Source organism: Streptomyces sp. NPDC018964, from assembly GCF_044390325.1.
GTDB lineage: Bacteria > Actinomycetota > Actinomycetes > Streptomycetales > Streptomycetaceae > Streptomyces.
In genome coordinates this window covers 19,932-35,367 of sequence record NZ_JBIRYZ010000040.1, presented here as the reverse complement: position 1 = coordinate 35,367, position 15,436 = coordinate 19,932, and the positions used below count along the sequence as shown (strand labels likewise).

Here is a 15,436-nt window from a genome sequence, read left to right as displayed (position 1 = left end):
CCGCTACGAACGCAAGGCCGAACACTTCCTGGCCTTCACCGCCATCGCCTGCAGCCTCATCTGCTACCGCAGACTCGCCAAATGAGACGACGTCTAACTGGCCAGTTATCCACAGGCCCGTCGAAGCCTCACCATCTATTCACGGCGAGACGTGCTAAATGTCGCGATGATCCTGCGCGACAGCGACGTCGCACGGCAGGTGTGCACGTTCCTGCTCGACATGGAGCACTTGGCCCGCACACAACCTGTGGATAACCTTGCTCTCACCGACTTTGCCTCTCGCAACGCGCGCATCGACCAGCACATCACCAACATCCTCGGCAAGACCGTCATGCCGATGTTCAACGCCCTGATCGCCACATCCGGTGAACACCGCCGCGAACTCATCGAGCTCCGCGAGGACATCGAGAACGTCGAGCGCACCCTGTGCCGGCCCCACCGCCGGATCAGCACTCTGGAGGAAGAAATTCCGACAGACCGGGTCAGAATCTCCATACCGTGGACCGTGAGGAACTGGAGGCGTGGAGCGCCGGAGCACGGCTGAAGGCGCTGCGCTGAGCGCGGGAGAAGAAGGCCCGAAGCCGCAAGAGCAAGTTGCGGCTTCGGGCCTTCACCATGCTAGGCGACCGACCCCCTACGAGGGAGGTCGGTCAGCGCAGTTCCGCCGGCGGTGTCCGCTCCTCGTCCACCTTCTCCGTGCGGACCAGTTCGCCCCAGACGATGTAGCGGTACTTGCTGGTGTACACCGGCGTGCAGGTGGTCAGCGTGATGTAGTGGCCGGCCTTCTTCTTCCCGGACTCCTTCGGGATCTTCCCGAGGACGTCGACGTTGTACTTCGAGGTCTCGGGGAGGATGCCGTAGACCTTGTAGACGTACCACGTGTCCTTCGTCTCGAAGACGATCGGGTCGCCCTTCTCGATCTTGTGGATGCCGTGGAACTTCGCGCCGTGTCCGTCCCGGTGGGCGGCGAGGGAGAAGTTGCCCTTCTTGCCGGAGGTCGGCACGGTCGCCTTCACGGGGTCGGTGTAGTAGCCGGCGACGCCGTCGTTGAGGACCTTCATCGACGTGCCCTTCTCGACGAGGATCTCGTCACCGCTCATCGCGGGCACGTGCAGGAAACCGATGCCGTTCTTGCTGTCGTAGGAGGCGGGCCCGCCGCCGTCACCACCGTCGTCGGACTCCCGGGACCAGGAATCGCGGACCTTGTCCGCCTGCTTGTCCGCCGCGCGGTCGGCGACGACGTTCGTCCACCACAGCGAGTAGACGACGAACAGACCGAGCACCAGACCCGCGGTGATGAGCAGCTCCCCGAAGAAGCTGACCACCATCGCCACGGGACCCATACGGCGGCGCGCCGCAGGCGGTGCGTCCGCGGGCGCGTCCGTGTGCTCTTCGGTGTCGTCGGCGGTCGCTGTCACGTTTCCTCTGCCCTTAGCTGACGAGCGCATCCGGCTTGCCCTTGCTGCGCGGCCGTTCCTCGACCATCTTGCCCCAGACGATCATGCGGTACTTGCTGGTGAACTCCGGTGTGCACGTGGTCAGCGTGATGTAGCGGCCGGGCCCGGTGAAGCCCGATCCCTTCGGCACCGGTTCGAGGACGCTCACATTGCTCGGCGGCGTGACCGGGAGGATCGACGCCATCTGGTAGACGAAGTACTCGTCCTGCGTTTCCACCACGATCGGGTCGCCCGGCTCCAGCCGGTTGATGTACCGGAACGGCTCCCCGTGCGTGTTGCGGTGCCCCGCCAGCCCGAAGTTGCCGGTCTTCGCGTCCGGCATCGCCGTCTTCAGCGCGCCCTCCGCGTAGTGCCCCACCATGCCCCGGTCGAGCACCTTCTTGCTGTTGATGCCCTCCGCGATCGGCACCACCACGTCCAGCTTGGGGATGTGCAGCAGCGCGAATCCCTGACCCGGCTCGAACGCCCCCGGCTTGCGCTCGCCGTTCGCCCAGTCCTTCTGGAGGTCGCTGACCTCCTTGCCGGCCTGCGCGTGCGCCCGCACGTTCGTCCACCACAGCTGGTAGGTGACGAACAGCAGCATCAGCACACCGCAGGTGATGAACACCTCACCGATCGCCCGGCTCGCGACGACCGCCGGACTCGCCTTGCGCGCCCGTGCCCGCCGACGCGCCTCCACCCGTGACAGCGGCGCCCGTGACGCCTCCTCGGCGGCCTCTGACGCCCCTTCCAGGCCCTCATCCGCCCGGGGGGACTCCGTGGCCTTGTGAGAGCCTCCACGGCGCCCGTGGCGCTTCCTGGACGCCTTCCTGCGAGCCGCGCGTCCGCCCGATGCCGCCAGGGGCGCCGGCGCGGACTCCTCACGCGCCGTTCGCTCCGGCGGCTCGGGGATCCGCAGCGCCACCGTCTCCTCGTCGACCGGCGGCAGGTACGCGGTGCTCCCGGAGGCACCGTCATGGGGGCCGGACGCCGTGCTGTCGTACCGGTCGTCCCCGTACGCACCCGGCTCCCCGTACGGCTGTCCGCCGTACGGGGTGCCCTGTCCGCCGGCGCCGCCGTAGGCGTCGGCGCCGGACTCACGCTCGGGGCGCAGCGCGGTCACGCCGAGGCCCTGCCCACCACCGGGGCGAGCCCCGCCGACCTCACCACCGCGCCCTCGTCGCCGCACTCCACCAGCCAGTTGGCCAGCATCCGGTGGCCGTGCTCGGTCAGCACCGACTCGGGATGGAACTGCACTCCCTCGACCGGGAGTTCACGGTGTCTCAGCCCCATCACCATGCCGTCCGGCGTCCTGGCCGTGACTTCCAGTTCCGCCGGTACCGTGGCCGGCTCGGCGGCCAGCGAGTGGTAGCGGGTCGCCGTGAACGGGGAGGGCAGGCCCGCGAAGACGCCCTTGCCCCCGTGCTCCACCGGCGACGTCTTGCCGTGCAGCAACTCGGGCGCGCGGCCCACGACACCGCCGTACGCCACCTGCATCGCCTGCATGCCGAGGCAGACGCCGAAGACCGGCACCCCGGTGTCCGCGCAGTGCCGGACCATGTCCACGCAGACGCCGGCCTCCTCGGGAGTACCGGGGCCCGGCGACAGCAGCACCCCGTCGAAATCGTCCCGCGCGTGCGCCGTCGTCACCTCGTCGTTGCGCAGGACCTCGCACTCGGCGCCCAGTTGGTACAGGTACTGGACCAGGTTGAAGACGAAGCTGTCGTAGTTGTCGACGACGAGAATGCGCGCGCTCACTGGTTGTCCACCGTCACATCGTTGAAGGGCAGCAGCGGCTCGGCCCACGGGAAGACGTACTGGAAGAGGACGTAGACCACGGCGATGACCAGCACCAGTGAGAGCAGTGCCCGCACCCACGTGTTGCCCGGAAGATGCCGCCAGATCCAGCTGTACATGCCGTCCCTTCCCTCGTACCACGGCACCAGACCCACGCCGTACGTCAACAGACTAACGGCGTGGCCCCTCCGATTTCCCGGCCTCCGCGGGCTGTACGGGATCAGGACGGGGACGGGCCCGGCCGTGTGCACCCACGAGTACGTGGCTCGGGGCCGATCGCCTCGATGTCCGGGCATGTTCCACGTGAAACCGGGACGGGCGGCTACTCCACGGGTTTCGCGTAGTGCAGGTCCACCGTGCCGGAGTAGCCGGGCAGGGTCACGGCCCCGTTGTCCTCGACCTGCCAGCCGAGCCCGTAGACGTTGACGTACACCATGTAGTTCTGGATCGCCGGCGAAGCGCTGAGCGCCTTCCTCAGCTTCTCGGGATCGCCGACCGCCGTGATCTTGTACGGCGGGGAGTAGACGCGGCCCTGCAGGATCAGGGTGTTGCCCACACAGCGCACCGCACTGGTGGAGATCAGCCGCTGGTCCATGACCTTGATGCCCTCGGCGCCGCCCTGCCACATCGCGTTCACCACGGCCTGCAGGTCCTGCTGGTGGATGACCAGGTAGTCGGGTTGCGGCTCGGGGTAGCCCGGAAGCTTGGCCGTGGCGTCCGGCGGCGCGTCGTCGAGGGTGACCGTGATCGCCTCGCCCTTGAGCTTCTGCGTACCGGCGTGCTCCTCCAGGGCGGCGAGCTTGTCGTCCTCCGCCTCGGTGCTGCCGTCGTCACGCTCGGCGAGGGACTCCATCTCCTGGCGCAACGCGCCGTTGGTCTCCTCCAGCTCGCCGTTCTTGCGGCTGCGCTCGTGGATCAGGTCGGAGAGCTTCAGCAGCGAGGCGTCCGTGCGGATGTTGGTGCCCCTGGCCGTGTCGAAGCTGGTGAAGAAGAGGAGTCCCGCCAGGGCGAAGACGCCCGCGGTGAGGATCCGCACGGGCCTCGGACGGCGTCGGCGGGCAGGACTGGATTCCTTCCCGGGAAAGTCGGCAGAATTGCTCAACGTACCCTTATCTCCTTCGGCGCCGCGGAAGCACTACGCTAACGGACGCCCGGGGGAGCGCTCAGAGTCCCCTTGTACGCTGCCCCGAGCCCGACCCAGTTCCCTGCGCGGCCACGCAGCGCATCGACAGGAGAGACCCTCGTGCCGAAGTCACGTATCCGCAAGAAGGCCGACTACACGCCGCCGCCGGCGAAGCAGACGACCGCGATCAAGCTGACCAACCGCGCCTGGGTCGCGCCGGTGATGCTGGCCCTGTTCCTCATCGGACTGGCCTGGATCGTCGTCTTCTACGTCACCGACGGCTCGCTGCCCATCGATGCCCTGGGCAACTGGAACATCGTGGTGGGCTTCGGCTTCATCGCCGCCGGGTTCGGCGTCTCCACCCAGTGGAAGTAACGCTCACCGCACGGTGAGCGCTCCCCTGCCCAGAGCTGTCGAACAGCTCTGGGCAGGGTTGTCCTCTGAGTTATCCACAGCCCTTGTCCACATGTGGACAGGAGACCCGATCTGTGGATAACTTTCGGGACGCTGACACCGGTATGACAGAAACACCGGTAACCGAAAATCTGTTCGCGCATCGCCTGACCTGTGGAAATGTCAATTCCCCACCTGGCAGGCAGCCCCTTCCGCACCCTGTGCACAAGATCCGCCACCGACTGTGGACAACTCGGCGCTCAGGTGAGCTGCGCCGTCCTCAGCAGGGTCATCAGGACGACCGCGGCCAACACCAGCGCACACGCGCCGTACTGCACCAACGCCCGCCGCTCCCGCGGGGCGTGCACCATGGCGTACCCGAGCACGACACCGGCGACGAGCCCTCCGACATGGGCCTCCCAGGCGATGTTGCCCCAGCCGAACGTGATGATCAGATTGATCACCAGCAGGGCGATGATCGGGCGCATGTCGTAATTGAGGCGGCGCATCAGTACGGCGGTCGCGCCGAACAGCCCGAAGACGGCGCCGGACGCACCGAGTGAGCCCTGGTTCGGAGCGGCGATCACATACGTGAGCGCGCTGCCCGCGAGCCCGGAGACCAGGTAGAGGGCAAGGTAACGGGCTCGGCCGAGCGCCTCTTCCAGAGGGCCGCCGATCCACCACAGACTGAGCATGTTGAAGATGATGTGGATGTAGCTGCCGTGCAGGAACGTCGCCGTCAGCAGCCGGTACCACTGCCCTTCCGTAACCCCTTCGACCGAGCCGAGGAGGGGAAAGTACGCACGGCCGATCAGTTGGAAACGGTCGGTGAAGCCGTCGCCGAGCGACAGCTGGGCCAGGAAGACGGCGAGGCAGATCCCGACCAGGATCTTGGTGATCAGCCGGGGGTCGGCGACGACGGTTCCGCCGGCGATCGTGCGGGGCATGGAGGCCGTCGGCGCGTGTCCCGAGCCCGAGCCGCCGCGGACGCACTCCGGGCACTGGAACCCGACCGAGGCGTCGACCATGCACTCGGGGCAGATCGGCCGCTCGCACCGGGTGCAGTGGATGCCGGTCTCGCGGTCCGGGTGGCGATAGCAGAAGGGGACGCGCCGGGCGTCCTGAGGACTGCCGGAAGCCTGGTCGTCCATGGGATCCCCTAGGTCGTGTGGAAAAGCCCCGCCCCGCCCATCCTTACGGACGAGCGGGGCGATTGGTTCCCTTCGAGGGTTTTCGCTCTCCGGGGGAGAGGCGCTCAGCCCTCGTGGATCTCGACCGACTCGATCACGACGTCGTTCACCGGACGGTCGGTGCGCGGGTTGGTCGGCGCGGACGCGATGGCGTCGATGACCTTCTGGCTGGCGGCGTCGGTGACCTCTCCGAAAATCGTGTGCTTGCGGTTCAGCCAGGCCGTCGGGGCGACGGTGATGAAGAACTGCGAGCCGTTGGTGCCCGGGCCGGCGTTGGCCATCGCCAGCAGGTAGGGCTTGTCGAAGCGCAGGTCCGGGTGGAACTCGTCCTCGAACTGGTAGCCGGGACCGCCGGTGCCGTTGCCCAGCGGGTCTCCGCCCTGGATCATGAAGCCGCTGATCACCCGGTGGAAGACCGTGCCGTCGTAGAGCTTGTCCATGGACTTCGCACCGGTCTGCGGGTGGGTCCACTCCCGCTCGCCCTTGGCGAGCTCGACGAAGTTCTTGACCGTGATCGGCGCCTGGTTCGGGAAGAGCCGGACCTGGATGTCGCCGTGATTGGTCTTCAGGGTGGCGTTGAGCTGCTCAGCCACGATGTGCCTTCCGTTGTCTTTCCGTGACTCCCCGATCCTCGCACGGACGGAGCGCGCAGTCGCCCGTCGTCCGTTCACAGGTGGGCAACCAGGCCGTTCCGCTTGCGGAAAAACGAGTGAGTGGTCCCGCGCCGGGGGCGCAAGGTGGCGATCCGTGGCATTGTCGACGACAAGCTCCCGTTGCCCCGTATTCATCCGCTGTCGTAGGTGACATCACCATTGATCGAGCTCACCGGCACCCGGATGCCCGTCCGCGCATGCCGCGCGGCGACCCGGCAGGCATGATCCGTAAAAGGGTGGAAAGTCGAAATACCGTACGCCACCGAGGAGGAGGAACCCGTGACCCGCATCGACAGCGTGCGCGCCGCGACCGGTTCGGCGAAGGACAGCGTGCTGCACGCCGCGGAAGTGGTGGCGCCCTACGCCGACACGGCCAAGGTCAGGGCCGCGCACTACGCACAGGAGGCCCGCGTACGGCTCGCGCCCATGGTGACGCAGGCCGCCGGTCAGGCTCGCGTCCAGTACGGCGCCCATGTACAGCCCTATCTGGAGCAGGCCCGGACGCATGTGCCGCCGAAGGTCGACCAGGCCGCTCACCAGGCCGCCGAGCGCACCCGGAAGGCCGCCCGGCAGGCGGCGGACTATTCCCGTCCGAGGATCGAGCAGGCGGTGGCCGTCGCCGGTCCCGCGCGGGACGAGGCAGCGGCCCGTGGAGCGGCCGCGCTGGCCGCGTTGCGCGGCCAGGTCTCGGTGCAGCAGATCCAGAAACTGGCCCGCAAGCAGCGGCGGCGAGCGAGGGCCGGCCGTGCCGCGAGGGCGGTCCTGATTCTGGGTGCCGTGGCGGGCGGCGCCCTCGCCGCCTGGAAGTGGTGGGACAAGCAGGCCAACCCGGACTGGCTGGTGGAGCCTCCGGCCGCGACGGACGTGTCGTCGGATTCGGCCAAGCTGACGTCGGTGGACGGCAGCGGCGGGGCCACACTGGACCCGGAGGTCGAGGCCAAGGAAGCCGAGGAGGCCGCCCGGCGCGACGACCAGACCTGACGCGCGAGGACACCAACGGCGCGGTGGAGCAGAAGACTTGAACGCCTTCTGTCCCACCGCGCCGTTTCACGTGAAACGAAAGACCCCTCCCGCCGCGTTTCCGCAGGTGAGAGGGGTCCGAATGTGGAGCCTAGGGGAGTCGAACCCCTGACATCTGCCATGCAAAGACAGCGCTCTACCAACTGAGCTAAGGCCCCGGAGGGAAGCGTCCACCTGCGAGAACCACATCCCGGTGGGCGTCCGGGACCAGAGTACCGGGTCCCCCCGGGGATTCCGCAAAAAGATTGGGGGTCCCCGTGACCAACCACTCTCCGTAAGATGCTCGGACGTGGTTCGCTACAGCGAACCACGGTTCTTGGGGAAGCGATGGGGAGACGCAATGGACGCCGCACAGCAGGAAGCCACCGCGAGAGCGCGGGAACTGCAGCGGAACTGGTACGGGGAGCCGCTGGGGGCGCTCTTCCGTAGGCTCATAGACGACCTGGGCCTCAACCAGGCTCGTCTCGCGGGGGTTCTGGGACTGTCCGCACCGATGTTGTCGCAGCTGATGAGCGGCCAGCGGGCGAAGATCGGAAATCCCGCCGTGGTGCAGCGGGTGCAGCTGCTTCAGGACCTGGCGGGGCAGGTCGCGGACGGCAGTGTGAGCGCCGCCGAGGCCACCGAGCGCATGGATGAGATCAAGAAGTCCCAGGGGGGCTCGGTGCTCAGCAACACCACGCAGACGACGAGCAGTTCGGGGGCGCCCACGGTCAAGCGGGTGGTCCGTGAGATCCAGTCCCTGCTGCGCTCGGTGGCCGCCGCCGGCGACATCATCGAGGCCGCCGACACCCTCGCCCCCACCCACCCCGAACTGGCAGAGTTCCTCCGGGTCTACGGCGCGGGCCGCACCTCCGACGCGGTCACGCACTACCAGTCCCACCAGAACTGATTCCCCGCCCGGCTGCCGGAGGGGGTTCCGGCTGCCGGGGACGCACGGAAGACGGGGGACGCCGCAGGGGAGGGGCGACGCACAGCGATGGGTGAGGTCTTCGCCGGCCGGTACGAACTGGTCGATCCGATCGGGCGTGGGGGTGTCGGTGCCGTCTGGCGCGCCTGGGACCACCGTCGCCGCCGTTATGTGGCCGCCAAGGTCCTGCTGCAGAGCGACGCCCACTCCCTGCTCCGTTTCGTGCGCGAGCAGGCGCTGCGGATCGATCACCCCCATGTTCTGGCGCCCACCAGCTGGGCCGCCGACGACGACAAGGTCCTGTTCACCATGGACCTGGTCGCCGGTGGCTCACTGGTCCACCTGGTCGGCGACTACGGTCCGCTGCCGCCGGCCTTCGTCTGCACCCTGCTCGACCAGCTGCTGGCGGGGCTCGCCGCGGTGCACGCGGAGGACGTCGTGCACCGCGACATCAAGCCCGCCAACGTGCTCCTGGAGGCCACCGGCACGGGCAGACCACGGCTGCGGCTGTCGGACTTCGGCATCGCGATGCGGCTGGGTGAGCCCCGGCTGACCGAGACCAACCTGGTGGTGGGTACGCCGGGTTATATCGCGCCGGAGCAGCTGATGGGCTCCGAACCGGACTTCCCCGCCGACCTCTTCGCCGTGGGCCTGGTGGCGCTGTACTTGCTGGAGGGCGCCAAACCGGACGCCAAGGCCCTCATCCAGCACTTCGTCGACCACGGGACGCCCGGCGCTCCCCAGGGCGTCCCCGAGCCGCTGTGGCAGGTGGTGGCCTCGTTGCTCCAGCCGGATCCGCAGGCGCGGTTCCGTACGGCCACGGGGGCGCGCAAGGCTCTCGCGGCCGCCGCGGAGCTTCTTCCGGAGCCCGGCCCCGACGACGAACTGGTCGAGATCTTCGACCAGCTGGGTCCCCTGCCACCGGGGTTCGCCGCCGACGGTCCGCTGAAGCGGGCTTCGGGCACCGGACGTACGGCCCCGGAGGCCGAGCGGGTCTCTCCCCTGCCCGACGCCGGTGCCGGACCCGTCCGGGACACGACTGGTGCGCCCGCCCCCGACGGCACGACCGGTCCCGGATCCGTCCGGCCGGCCACGGCGGCGGGCGCCGGTGCCGGAACCGGCTCGGAAGCGTCCGGTGCGGGTCCGGACAGGGGCGAGGGCGCGGCCCTCACCGATCCGCGTCCGGGCACCGCGTCCGGCGCCTCCCCCCGGCCGTCCGGCATGTCGGACACCGGAAGCTTCCCTCTGCCGCCACCCCGGGCCACGCTCACCTCCTCCCCCGCGCCCATCCCGCCGCCACCCCCCGAACAGGCCCCCTGGGTGCCGGTACAGCAGGCACAGCACCAGCCGGCCGGCCCCGGCCCCTTCGCCTCCCCCCACGACCTCACTCAACGGCTGCGCTCCCCCCTGCCGGGGCCGACCGCGTATCCCGACGCCTCCACCGCGGAATACACCGCCCAGCCCTCTCAGACCCCGCCTCCGAGCGGGGCGCCGCCACAGCACGGATCCGCCACCCCCCGGACCCACCGTCGGCGCGGCCGCCGCCCCGGCCCTCCGGCAAAGGTGGTCGTCCCCCTGCTGCTCCTGGCCCTGGCCTGCTACGTCATGGGGTTCTGGGCCCTCACGCGCATCTGACCGCCGCTGCCCGCGAACATGGGCAGCGGTCTACGGCACGGTCCGCCGCCGGGCCGCCAGCGCCCACACACCGAGCCCCGCCAGCAGCGCCGTGCCGGTACCGATGCCGCCCACCGCGAGCGCCCGGAAGACGGCGTCGTCGCCCGTGTCCTCGGCCACGGCCTCCCGGTCCTCCTCCGTGACCGTGAAGACGCCCGGCGGCACGGACTCCCCCGCGTATCCGGGTCCGTCCTGCGCCGCACCGTCCAGCCGCACCCGCAGCGTCAGCGGAACGGGTCCGTCACCGAAGTCGTCCGCCACCGCGGCCGAGAGGTGCGCGACGAGGTAGTAGGAACCGGCGAACCGCATCGCCCCGGTCTGACGGACGGCGGCGTACCGATTGGCGTACGCGACCGGCGGGAGGGGCGTGAGGCTCTGTTCCTTCCGGCCGCCGTCGTAGCCGACACCCACGTCCACGACGTGACCGCGTACGGGGTTGTAGAGGTCCAGGTCCAGCGCGGCAGCGGTGTAGCCGCTGCCGCCCGTGCCCGAAGCGCCCAGTTCGGCGGTGGCGTAGAGCTGCTGCCCCCAGTCGACGGGGACCTTGTAGAAGAGTGTCTGGCCGGGGCGGATGTCGTCCTTCCACACTCCCTGGCCGACGGGGACGGCCCGGGCGAAGCCCGCGCCTCCGGAGCGCCGTTCGGGCTTGCCCGGGAGGGGCTGGGGCGGGGCGGAGTTCCACTCCTTCGGCGCACTCGTCGCGCCGGCCTTCTCCGCGGGGGGCTCCGACACCACGGTGAGCTCCGTCTCCCAGGGGCCGGGGGAGGAGCCCGCCCCGTCCGGGTCCACGCGTTCGACGCTCAGGTAGTACGTACCGGCCTCCTGGCAGAGGGACCTCCTGGGGGAGATCTCCCGCATGACCCACGCGGCGACCGGATGCCGGCTGCCGGCGGCACCGAAGCTCGCCGTGTCCACGTCGCAGGAGCGTCCCTCGCCGTCCTGCACGGACACCTTGACCCCGTCGATGACGGAGGCGGTGCGGCCGGCCGGGGGTACGGCGGTGGCGGAGGCGTAAGCGCTCGTGGCGCCGTCGAGTTCGAGGCGGTAGTAGACCGTGCCGCTCGCCGGGAGGGTGCTGCGGTAGGTCCGGCCGGGTTCCAGCGGCACGGATTCCGCGGTGCTCGCGGCTCCGTCGACCCTCCGCGCGTCCCCGGCGAAGGCGTAGGCCCCGGCGCCTTCGGCGGCCTCCCCTGCGACGGCCGCCTGTCCCGGCAGCACACCGGCCGGTCCCAGCACCATCACGGACGCGAGCGTCACCACGCCCGCGCGTCCTCCGCGCCCGGTCCGGGCCGTACCCCGCCGTCCCCTCACGCGCCACCCCTCGTCGTCGCCCGGACGTCGCACCGCGCCCATCCTGCCCCGTGGACGAGGCTCGCCGACACACCCCCGCCTCACACAAAACCCCGACCGCGTGGGCGGCCGGGGTCTGTTCAGCGTCGGATGTCGGTACTCACGAACCCGTGGGCACGGAGTCAGTCGCCTCCGTCCACAGATCCTGCTCGGCGCGATCCGCCTGGATCTGGCGGTACACGAGGAGCCCGCCGATGGCGGCCAGTGCGACCAGGAGAAGCTTCTTCACCGCGCGACCTCGTCTTTCCTTGACGTAGGGGACCTCTGCCGCCCGACTATACACACCGGTCGATACCGATCGGTGACCTGCGTCGGCCCCTTCAACTGCCGCCCGGTACGGCGCAGTAGAAGCGGAGTTCGGCGATCCGACCGGAGGGTGACCACATCTGCACGGACGGCCACTTTGGCGGTTTTTCCGACGCCTTCACATCTTTTATTCGCTCATGCACCCATCCGAGTGGTGTTCATCTGAACATCCACGCGCCACGGGCGTCGGTCCACCACTTCGCGAACCTCATACACATGATGAGGAAAGTACGCAAATCGCCCGACCCGAAAGTGAGGGGCCATGGCCCGGAACAAGGTCATGAAGCTGTGGAACGCCGTCGTCACCGCCTTCCTCGCGCTGTGCGCGGCGCTCGGACTCATCACCACCGCCGCCTCCACGACCGCTTCCGCGGCCGTACCGCAGAGCGACGAGACGCGCAACAGCGACAGCAACACCCCGAACGCGCCGTCGTCGGCGCCGGTGCCGACGACGCCCCTCTGGTCCTGGTCACTGCTCAGGGCCCTGCCCCCCACGATGAAACAACGCATCCACGCCGAGGCCCACGGCAAGTCTCCCAGCTGCCGGCACCGTCCGCTCCCGGACACGGCGACGGAATCCGACTCCTCGGACTGCTCCGACGACACGGCGTCCCCCCGCGAGGAACCCGTCACCGGCCACATCCCCCTCCAACGCTGACCGCGGGGCCCCGCCCGCCCCTCCTCGCGCCGTCGCCGCTTCCCCGAGTCCCGGCGAACTCGCGTACAGCACCGCGGCCCGAGCCGACACCAGAAGACCCCGGTCGACATCCGACCGGGGTCTTCTTCGCTGTCCACGGCAGGGGACGGACGTCAGCCGCCGCAGGTTCCCGCTACCGGGCGGGCGGATCGGAGGAGTCGTGGCAGCGCCCGGGTTCGCCGGTCCGGCGCCGACCACCGCGGTCCGGGTCAGCCTCTCGCGGAGGTCGCCCCGCCCTCGTCGCCGGTTACCTCACGTCGATGAAGTCACCACTGGCATTGACTGCCGGCGTTGTCGAGGTGCCCGCGAAGGAGTAGCGGTAGTACCCGTCGACTGAGGCCTTCACCGTGGTCTTCAGTGTGCCGGTGCTGCTTGTCGTGACGGTCTTGATCGTGCTGTATGTGGTGCTGCCCTTCTTTCGGAACTGAAGCTTGACGGGCCGGCCTGAGTAGCCCGCGTACTTGTGGGTGTCCCAGTTCGCGCGCGACAGCTTTCCCGTGACCGTGACGGTCTTGCCCTTCCTCACGGGCTCCGGTGTGGCGTTGACGGTGAGCCGGGAGGCGCGCTGCACCTTGACAGTGCTGTACCGATGATCCCCGGACTGGACCCGGTTGCCGGAGAAGGCGCCCACGCTGACATGCCAGACGCCGGCGAACGCGTTGGTCACTTCGTTGGTGAAAGCCCTGGCATTGGCATCGACCTGGAAGGAGCTCGTGCAGGTGGTTGTAGTGGAACTCGATGCGGTGCACTTGAGCTCGCCGGCCCGGGCGATCGCGCCTTCCTGGTCCTCGTAGGAGCCGCTGCCGTGCCAGAGGCCCAGCCATGTCTCCTTCACGCCGGCGGGGTCGGAGGCGGTCACCGATGCGGTGAAGTACGTGACGGCGGTGGGGCCCACCACGATGTTCTTGCCCCCGTTGACAACCACCTTGGTGATCTCCGGCCCGTCGCCGGCCGCGCTTGCGTCGGGGGCCATGAGTCCGCCCAGAGCCAGGGAACCGCAGATCGCCACTACCGTGGGCGTGACCTGTCTACGCATGTGCTTCCTCAAGTAGGGACGAGGGTCCGCCACGCCTTCTCCACGACGGACCGAGCGATCTGATCGACCTCTTGACCGCGTGATCAGACGAACTGCGCAGCAGGATGGTTGTACGTCGGCAGATGCGGACCGAGCGGCTCGGCAGGGGGGTGCCCCCTGCACTGCGTACCGTGGCGTGGGCCGATGTCCGGGAAGCCGTATCCCCGCCCACGAGGCGATCCCGTTCCTCCGCGCGACTCGTGCTCACCGCCTCTACGCGGCCTGCGTCCTCGTCCTGGTGCCGGGGCTGCGTCGCGGTGAGCTCCTGGGCCCGCGGTGGCAGGACGTCGGTTTCGAGGTCCGGCAGTTCACACCGGTCAAGCAGGTACAGCGCGTAAGGGGCACCGGCCTGGTCCTCAAAGATCTCACGGCCGAACCGTCACAGACCGTGTTCCCGCTGCCGGAGTTCCGTGCCCGTGCCCTGGAGGAGCGGCGGGAGCGTCGAGGCCTGGAGCGGAAGGCTGCAGATGATCACTGGTCCCGGGAGCCGAACCAGGACCTGCTCTTCTCGTCGGAGCATGGCGGCGTGATCGATCCCTCGGGCTTCTCCCGCACCTTCGATCGGCTCGTCAAGCGCGCCGGCGTCCGCCGCACCACGGTCCGGCTCGCCCGGCACACCTGCGGCATCCTGCTCGCCTTCTTGAAGGTGCACCCGAAGGTCGCTCAGGCGATCCTCCGGCACAGTCGGATCAGCATGGCCATGGACGTCTGCACGCACGTGGCGGGCGACAGCGAGCGGGAGGCTGTGACGCGATGCTCGCGGAGCTGCTGGAAGACCCGCTGATCGGCCGGCAGCGCGATCCGCTGCCGTTGGTGTCACCTGTCGGTGTCAAGAGACCCCCGGACCGATGGTCCGGGGGTCTCTTTGCTGGTGGGGCTAACAGGATTTGAACCTGTGGCCTCATCCTTATCAGGGATGCGCTCTAACCAACTGAGCTATAGCCCCGCCGCGCTTTGCGGGGTGTGTCCCGCGCGCTGACTCCTGAAGGTTAGCGCACGACCGGGGCAGTCCCAAAATCGGTTGTCCGACGGGTGTCGGACGAGCCGGGAAAACCGCTGTGAGCAGCTCACTCGTCCTCGGCCAGCGTCAGCTCGACACCGCCCACGAAACCCGCGGAGAGGTTGTAGATGAACGCACCGAGCGTCGCCAGCGCCGTCGCCAGGACGACGTCGATGACCGCGATGATCGTCGTGAACATCAGGACGTTGGGCAACGACAGGAACGACTGGAGGTCGAAGCCGTTCGACCCGTTGGAGCCGGTCGCCTCGGAGATCGTGCTGCCGACCGTCGAGAACACGCCCATGGCGTCCATGACCATCCACAGCACCGCGGAGGCGACGATCGTGCAGATGCCGAGCGCGATGGAGAGCAGGAAGCTGACCTTCATCACCGACCACGGGTCGGCCTTCGACACCCGCAGACGCGCCTTGCGCACGCGCGGGGTGGTGCGCGCCCCCGTGCGGGGACGCCGTACCGCGCCGGTCTGACCGGCCGCCGTGCCGGCCTGCGCCGGGTAGGCCTGCGGCGGGTGGTACGGGCCCGCCTCCTGCTGCGACTGCCGTTCCCCCGGCAGTGGTGAGGCCGTCTGAGCGGCGGCGTCCTGGTCGGGCGCGGCCTGCTGCGGGCCTCGGGTGTCCGTCACGGTCCCCCCCTGGGATCCCTGCCTGCTGGACGAGGAGGCGCCCTTGACGGGCGCCTTGATCGCTTTGAGATTGGTCGTGTGCGGATCGGCCGCCGGCGCGGCGGAGCCACGGCCGCCGCCGTCCGTTCCCCTGTTGGTACCGGCCGGTCCGGCGCCCGTGGCTCCGCTCACG

The 15,436-nt window shown here is 69.2% G+C and carries 18 protein-coding genes and 2 tRNA genes; 7 read left to right on the top strand and 13 right to left on the bottom strand.

Features of this window, described 5'->3' with window-relative positions; genetic code table 11:
• Positions 1–166 precede the first annotated feature (166 nt).
• A complete protein-coding gene (locus tag ACH5AO_RS36155) occupies positions 167–544 on the top strand; it encodes a hypothetical protein (protein WP_398932255.1) in 378 nt (125 codons plus the stop codon).
• A 106-nt stretch (positions 545–650) separates the two neighbouring features.
• Here the strand turns inward: ACH5AO_RS36155 and ACH5AO_RS36150 are convergent, their stop codons facing one another.
• The 5 genes from ACH5AO_RS36150 to ACH5AO_RS36130 all read right to left on the bottom strand — a co-directional run bounded on the left by ACH5AO_RS36150 (position 651) and on the right by ACH5AO_RS36130 (position 4,335).
• Positions 651–1,418 (bottom strand): class E sortase, encoded by a 768-nt coding sequence (locus ACH5AO_RS36150; protein WP_398932254.1) that lies wholly within the window; start codon positions 1,416–1,418, stop codon positions 651–653.
• Positions 1,419–1,431: 13 nt separating this feature from the next.
• Positions 1,432–2,559 (bottom strand): class E sortase, encoded by a 1,128-nt coding sequence (locus ACH5AO_RS36145; RefSeq protein ID WP_398932252.1) that lies wholly within the window; start codon positions 2,557–2,559, stop codon positions 1,432–1,434.
• On the bottom strand, positions 2,556–3,194 hold the full coding sequence (locus tag ACH5AO_RS36140) for an aminodeoxychorismate/anthranilate synthase component II (RefSeq protein ID WP_398932250.1): 639 nt from the start codon (positions 3,192–3,194) through the stop codon (positions 2,556–2,558). The genes ACH5AO_RS36145 and ACH5AO_RS36140 overlap by 4 nt, the downstream gene beginning before the upstream one ends.
• Positions 3,191–3,352 (bottom strand): hypothetical protein, encoded by a 162-nt coding sequence (locus tag ACH5AO_RS36135; protein WP_398932248.1) that lies wholly within the window; start codon positions 3,350–3,352, stop codon positions 3,191–3,193. The genes ACH5AO_RS36140 and ACH5AO_RS36135 overlap by 4 nt, the downstream gene beginning before the upstream one ends.
• A gap of 203 nt (positions 3,353–3,555) precedes the next feature.
• Entirely contained in the window at positions 3,556–4,335 is a 780-nt protein-coding gene (locus ACH5AO_RS36130) for a DUF881 domain-containing protein (protein ID WP_398932246.1), read from the bottom strand.
• A 141-nt stretch (positions 4,336–4,476) separates the two neighbouring features.
• On the opposite strand from ACH5AO_RS36130, the gene crgA reads away from it, so the two are divergent.
• Complete coding sequence (gene crgA, locus ACH5AO_RS36125; protein WP_053635432.1) at positions 4,477–4,731, top strand: cell division protein CrgA; 255 nt, start codon at positions 4,477–4,479, stop codon at positions 4,729–4,731.
• Positions 4,732–5,009: 278 nt separating this feature from the next.
• Here the strand turns inward: crgA and ACH5AO_RS36120 are convergent, their stop codons facing one another.
• Together ACH5AO_RS36120 and ACH5AO_RS36115 are read right to left on the bottom strand one after the other, a co-directional pair.
• A complete protein-coding gene (locus ACH5AO_RS36120; RefSeq protein ID WP_398932244.1) occupies positions 5,010–5,900 on the bottom strand; it encodes a rhomboid family intramembrane serine protease in 891 nt (296 codons plus the stop codon).
• Positions 5,901–6,004: 104 nt separating this feature from the next.
• Positions 6,005–6,532 (bottom strand): peptidylprolyl isomerase, encoded by a 528-nt coding sequence (locus ACH5AO_RS36115; RefSeq protein WP_398932242.1) that lies wholly within the window; start codon positions 6,530–6,532, stop codon positions 6,005–6,007.
• Positions 6,533–6,871: 339 nt separating this feature from the next.
• Between ACH5AO_RS36115 and ACH5AO_RS36110 the strand changes: the two genes are divergently transcribed.
• Complete coding sequence (locus ACH5AO_RS36110; protein ID WP_398932240.1) at positions 6,872–7,573, top strand: DUF5324 family protein; 702 nt, start codon at positions 6,872–6,874, stop codon at positions 7,571–7,573.
• Between the two features lie 124 nt (positions 7,574–7,697).
• Here ACH5AO_RS36110 and ACH5AO_RS36105 read toward each other — a convergent pair.
• Positions 7,698–7,770: transfer RNA gene (locus ACH5AO_RS36105), tRNA-Ala, on the bottom strand.
• Positions 7,771–7,952: 182 nt separating this feature from the next.
• On the opposite strand from ACH5AO_RS36105, the gene ACH5AO_RS36100 reads away from it, so the two are divergent.
• Together ACH5AO_RS36100 and ACH5AO_RS36095 are read left to right on the top strand one after the other, a co-directional pair.
• Complete coding sequence (locus ACH5AO_RS36100; RefSeq protein ID WP_217128010.1) at positions 7,953–8,501, top strand: DNA-binding protein; 549 nt, start codon at positions 7,953–7,955, stop codon at positions 8,499–8,501.
• Between the two features lie 87 nt (positions 8,502–8,588).
• A complete protein-coding gene (locus ACH5AO_RS36095) occupies positions 8,589–10,154 on the top strand; it encodes a protein kinase (protein ID WP_398932238.1) in 1,566 nt (521 codons plus the stop codon).
• Positions 10,155–10,184: 30 nt separating this feature from the next.
• Here the strand turns inward: ACH5AO_RS36095 and ACH5AO_RS36090 are convergent, their stop codons facing one another.
• Together ACH5AO_RS36090 and ACH5AO_RS36085 are read right to left on the bottom strand one after the other, a co-directional pair.
• On the bottom strand, positions 10,185–11,450 hold the full coding sequence (locus tag ACH5AO_RS36090) for a hypothetical protein (RefSeq protein ID WP_398932260.1): 1,266 nt from the start codon (positions 11,448–11,450) through the stop codon (positions 10,185–10,187).
• 193 nt (positions 11,451–11,643) lie between these two features.
• Positions 11,644–11,772 carry a DLW-39 family protein gene (locus ACH5AO_RS36085; protein ID WP_003999697.1) on the bottom strand — a complete coding sequence of 43 codons (129 nt, stop codon included), beginning with the start codon at positions 11,770–11,772 and terminating at the stop codon, positions 11,644–11,646.
• A gap of 339 nt (positions 11,773–12,111) precedes the next feature.
• On the opposite strand from ACH5AO_RS36085, the gene ACH5AO_RS36080 reads away from it, so the two are divergent.
• Complete coding sequence (locus ACH5AO_RS36080; protein WP_398932236.1) at positions 12,112–12,507, top strand: DUF6344 domain-containing protein; 396 nt, start codon at positions 12,112–12,114, stop codon at positions 12,505–12,507.
• 286 nt (positions 12,508–12,793) lie between these two features.
• Here the strand turns inward: ACH5AO_RS36080 and ACH5AO_RS36075 are convergent, their stop codons facing one another.
• A complete protein-coding gene (locus ACH5AO_RS36075) occupies positions 12,794–13,582 on the bottom strand; it encodes a calcium-binding protein (protein ID WP_398932234.1) in 789 nt (262 codons plus the stop codon).
• A gap of 175 nt (positions 13,583–13,757) precedes the next feature.
• On the opposite strand from ACH5AO_RS36075, the gene ACH5AO_RS36070 reads away from it, so the two are divergent.
• On the top strand, positions 13,758–14,405 hold the full coding sequence (locus tag ACH5AO_RS36070; protein ID WP_398932232.1) for a tyrosine-type recombinase/integrase: 648 nt from the start codon (positions 13,758–13,760) through the stop codon (positions 14,403–14,405).
• Between the two features lie 85 nt (positions 14,406–14,490).
• Here ACH5AO_RS36070 and ACH5AO_RS36065 read toward each other — a convergent pair.
• Together ACH5AO_RS36065 and ACH5AO_RS36060 are read right to left on the bottom strand one after the other, a co-directional pair.
• A tRNA-Ile gene (locus tag ACH5AO_RS36065) sits at positions 14,491–14,567 on the bottom strand.
• A 121-nt stretch (positions 14,568–14,688) separates the two neighbouring features.
• Positions 14,689–15,435: a DUF3566 domain-containing protein gene (locus ACH5AO_RS36060; RefSeq protein ID WP_398932230.1), complete on the bottom strand. Its 747-nt coding sequence runs from the start codon at positions 15,433–15,435 to the stop codon at positions 14,689–14,691.
• Position 15,436: the final 1 nt, after the last annotated feature.

What these genes read in the sequence shown, in the direction of transcription:
- ACH5AO_RS36075 (WP_398932234.1), bottom strand. Translation starts at nt 13,582, where the DNA reads ATGCGTAGACAGGTCACGCCCACGGTAGTGGCGATCTGCGGTTCCCTG.
- ACH5AO_RS36080 (WP_398932236.1), top strand. Translation starts at nt 12,112, where the DNA reads ATGGCCCGGAACAAGGTCATGAAGCTGTGGAACGCCGTCGTCACCGCC.
- ACH5AO_RS36135 (WP_398932248.1), bottom strand. Translation starts at nt 3,352, where the DNA reads ATGTACAGCTGGATCTGGCGGCATCTTCCGGGCAACACGTGGGTGCGG.
- ACH5AO_RS36155 (WP_398932255.1), top strand. Translation starts at nt 167, where the DNA reads ATGATCCTGCGCGACAGCGACGTCGCACGGCAGGTGTGCACGTTCCTG.
- ACH5AO_RS36100 (WP_217128010.1), top strand. Translation starts at nt 7,953, where the DNA reads ATGGACGCCGCACAGCAGGAAGCCACCGCGAGAGCGCGGGAACTGCAG.
- ACH5AO_RS36120 (WP_398932244.1), bottom strand. Translation starts at nt 5,900, where the DNA reads ATGGACGACCAGGCTTCCGGCAGTCCTCAGGACGCCCGGCGCGTCCCC.
- ACH5AO_RS36095 (WP_398932238.1), top strand. Translation starts at nt 8,589, where the DNA reads ATGGGTGAGGTCTTCGCCGGCCGGTACGAACTGGTCGATCCGATCGGG.